The 3,351-nt window shown below is 67.6% G+C and carries 4 protein-coding genes, 1 tRNA gene and 1 pseudogene; all 6 read left to right on the top strand.

Going from position 1 to position 3,351, the window contains the following annotated elements:
• Positions 1-587: molybdopterin-binding protein (locus ACFTZB_RS44360; RefSeq protein ID WP_378442186.1), on the top strand; the 587-nt coding region annotated here is incomplete at its 5' end.
• A gap of 46 nt (positions 588-633) precedes the next feature.
• Positions 634-1,269, top strand: a complete 636-nt coding sequence (locus ACFTZB_RS44355) for a GNAT family N-acetyltransferase (RefSeq protein ID WP_015889441.1) — start codon at positions 634-636, stop codon at positions 1,267-1,269.
• Between the two features lie 321 nt (positions 1,270-1,590).
• On the top strand, positions 1,591-2,331 hold the full coding sequence (glpR, locus tag ACFTZB_RS44350; protein ID WP_378442183.1) for a gephyrin-like molybdotransferase receptor GlpR: 741 nt from the start codon (positions 1,591-1,593) through the stop codon (positions 2,329-2,331).
• A 97-nt stretch (positions 2,332-2,428) separates the two neighbouring features.
• Positions 2,429-2,501: transfer RNA gene (locus ACFTZB_RS44345), tRNA-Ala, on the top strand.
• 62 nt (positions 2,502-2,563) lie between these two features.
• Positions 2,564-2,773: a hypothetical protein gene (locus ACFTZB_RS44340; RefSeq protein ID WP_378442181.1), complete on the top strand. Its 210-nt coding sequence runs from the start codon at positions 2,564-2,566 to the stop codon at positions 2,771-2,773.
• A gap of 237 nt (positions 2,774-3,010) precedes the next feature.
• Positions 3,011-3,351, top strand: a pseudogene (locus tag ACFTZB_RS44335) (cell surface protein); the annotation flags it as partial.

The following is a 3,351-nucleotide window of genomic DNA, read 5'->3' as shown; positions in this document are numbered from 1 at the left end:
ACGTCAACCGGGTCGGTATCGCGAACGCCGACGCGCGTCGCCTGCGCGAGGTGGTGGAGGGCCAGCTGATCCGGTCCGAGATCGTCGTCATCGCGGGCGCGGTCGGCGGCGGCGCCTCCGAGGACGTGCGGGACGCGCTCGCCGATCTCGGAAACCTCGAGGTCGACCGGGTCGCGATGCACCCGGGGTCGGTCCAGGGTTTCGGTCAGCTCGGCCGGGACGAGGTTCCGACGTTCCTGCTCCCGTCCAATCCGGTGAGCGCCCTCGTGGTGTTCGAGGTGATGGTGCGCCCGCTGATCCGCATCGCACTGGGTCGCAGGCAGCCGATGCGCCGCGTCGTCACCGCCCGCACCGTCGCGCCCATCACGTCAATCGAGAACCGCAAGGGTTTCCTGCGCGGTCAGCTCATGCGTGACGAGGCGACGGGGGAGTACCTCGTCCAAGCGCTCGGCGGGGCGCCCGGCGCGTCCTCGCACCTGCTCGCCACACTGGCCGAGGCCAACTGCCTGGTCCTCATCGACCCCGAGATCACCGAGGTGCGGACGGGTGACCAGGTCGACGTGGCGTTCCTGGCGCAGCGTGGCTGATGACGCAGTGTGAGAACGAGATGACACAGCATCGGTGTGAGACGGGATGACGCAGCATCCGGGTTGGCCGCCGCATCTCGGGCCCCTGCGGGTGAAGGGTGGCGTCGTCACGGTGCGCGCCATCAGGTTGCGTGACGCGGCCGCGTGGAGCCGCCTGCGCACCCGCGACCGCGCGCACCTCGAACCGTGGGAGCCGACGGGGGAGGCGCCCTGGGAAGCGCGCCACCATATTTCGGGATGGCCGGGGCTGTGCAGCAGTCTGCGTTCGGAGGCGCGGAAGGGCCGGATGCTGCCGATGGCCATCGAACTCGACGGCAATTTCTGCGGCCAGATCACGATCGGCAACGTGGTGCGGGGTGCACTCCGCTCTGCGTGGATCGGTTACTGGGTGGCCAGTGACGTCAACGGGCTCGGCGTGGCCACGGGTGCGCTCGCTCTGGGACTCGATCATGCCTTCGGACCCGTGGGTCTGCACCGTGTGGAGGCGACCGTGCGCCCGGAGAACCTGGCGAGCCAGGCGGTGCTCCGCAACGTCGGCTTCCGCGAGGAGGGTCTGCTCGCGCGCTACCTGGACGTCGACGGGCAGTGGCGTGACCACATTCTGGTCGGTATGACCGTCGAGGACGTGCCCGGCACGGTGGCGGATTCGCTCGTGCGGAGTGGCAAAGCCACCTGGGCATGATCGCCGCCGCCGTCTGGGCGTGACCGGCAAAGCCAACCGGAGAATGTCCGCCGAATCGGACATGGACAAATGTCCAGCTATGCGGCAGTTATCTGACGGTATCAAAGCGCCCCGACCGGGACTCCGCTTTCGACGAGTCTTTGCCCGATCGTTTCCTTCGCCCCCTCGGGGCATGCCGAGCGCCACATTTCCGCGTTACGCATGTGACACCTGAGTATGGTGAGATCGGCGCGTCTGCGAAGATGTGCGTGTTCATGCGGTTAGCCTGGATGGGTCAACAGCGGTATCCATGCTGGTAGACGATTGGGAGGAGGTCGCCGAATGCCGAACTCGTTTCTCTGGATCGGGCTCGTCGTCGTGTGGCTCTTCGTCCTGGTCCCGATGCTGGTGAACAACCGCCCCCGGATTCGGCAAACCAGTGACGCAGCACTCGCGACGCGCGTGCTGCACCGCGGCGACGAACGTCCCGTGCAGCGTGGACCCGCGGCAGGGCACCGCAGCGACCCGTACTGGCAACCGGAACCGGACCACTACGGCTACGACGCGGAGGACCTTGTGGACACTCACGCAGAGGAAGACGAATTCGACGGTGAGCGGGCACCGGTCGGTGAGTACGTGCCGGTGCGCCGGGGACGTGGCGGCTTCGACCCCGAGGCCGACGCGATCGCGCGCGAGGCCCGATACGGATTTCGGCAGCGATCGCTTCTCGGGCTGGTGTTCGCGACGATCATGTCGGCGGCGCTCGGGCTGATCATCTCTCCGCTGATGTGGTGGGCGTTCGCGGCGGGCGTCGCCGGTCTCGTCGCCTACATGGCGTACCTGCGCAGGCAGGTCCAGATCGAGCAGGAGATCCGCCGTCGCCGAACCGCGCGTCTCAACCGCTCGAGGCTGGGCGTCGAATCCCGGAGCGACGACGAACTCCGGCTCGTCCCCGCCCGGTTGCGGCGTCCGGGGGCCGTCGTCCTCGAGGTGGACGACGAGGACCCCGAATTCGATCATCTCGAGCACTTCGACGACGAGCCGATGCAGCAGGCGACCATGCGCCGGGCCGCCGGTGAGTAGCCCTCCGATCCGGGCCGAAAGCCACGTCGGTGCAGGCGATTCGCTCCCTCCGCGGGTTGCCTGCTAGAGTTTGCCGAGCGGATCGCAGGATCCGCGCGGGGCTGTGGCGCAGTTGGTAGCGCGCTTCGTTCGCATCGAAGAGGTCAGGGGTTCGATTCCCCTCAGCTCCACCCCAGAAGAGGCACTCATTCCATCCGGAGCGAGTGCCTCTTCTGCGTTCCGGCTCGGGTGAGTGCCGTCGTCGGCGGTTCGCGACGGCGACATTCCGGCCGAAATTTGCCAAAAGGTAACTGAATGCTGTGTACTGTCCGTAGGTCATCAAGGGGTCGATCGCACGGGGTGGAAATACATGCAGGCAATGCGCAAAATCTCGAAGTTCCTGGAGCCGGCGACGGTGGTCGCGACCATCACCGCGACGATGTTGCTGGTGAACGTTCTGTGAACTCCGGCCTGCCAGACGACGTCGCGACGGCCCCGACCGATCCGTACCTCCAGGCGATAACCCCGAGCCCGTAGGGGTTCTCCGAAGCTGCTCGAGTCCCACCTGGCTCGGGCATCGCTGGTGGTGCCGGTCCCCCGACACCGGCACCACCAGCACCTCCGCTCGATTCGCTCGTTACCATGACAGCGGCGATGTCGCCGTGAACGTGGTGTCGTGTCGTGAATACGAGGGGGGTGCATGGTGAGCGCGCGTCGTGTCTTGCGAAGGCTGACCGTGGTCGGGCTGGCCGTGGCCTTCTTGTCCGGGCTCGCCTGGATCACCGTTTCGGCGTTCCCGTCCGACGCCGTTGCCGGTCCGCAGTACCACGAATGCGACGGCGGTCGCTGCGAAGGCGGTTCCACCGGGTCCCCCGGCGGCGGCAAGCCCCAACATCCCCATCCGCCGTGCGAGAGCCGGCGCGGATGCGGTGGCGGAGAGCCCAGCGAGACACAGGAACCCAGCGAGACGGTCCAGCCCACCAAGCCGTCCGAGCCGTCCGGGACCACGGAGCCGTCCGAGACCGGCGAGCCCTCCGGGAC

This window comes from Rhodococcus sp. NPDC057014 (assembly GCF_042673295.1).
Lineage (GTDB): Bacteria > Actinomycetota > Actinomycetes > Mycobacteriales > Mycobacteriaceae > Rhodococcus_F.
The sequence above is the reverse complement of the archived record's forward strand: the minus strand, read 5'-3'. Positions and strand labels throughout refer to the sequence as shown.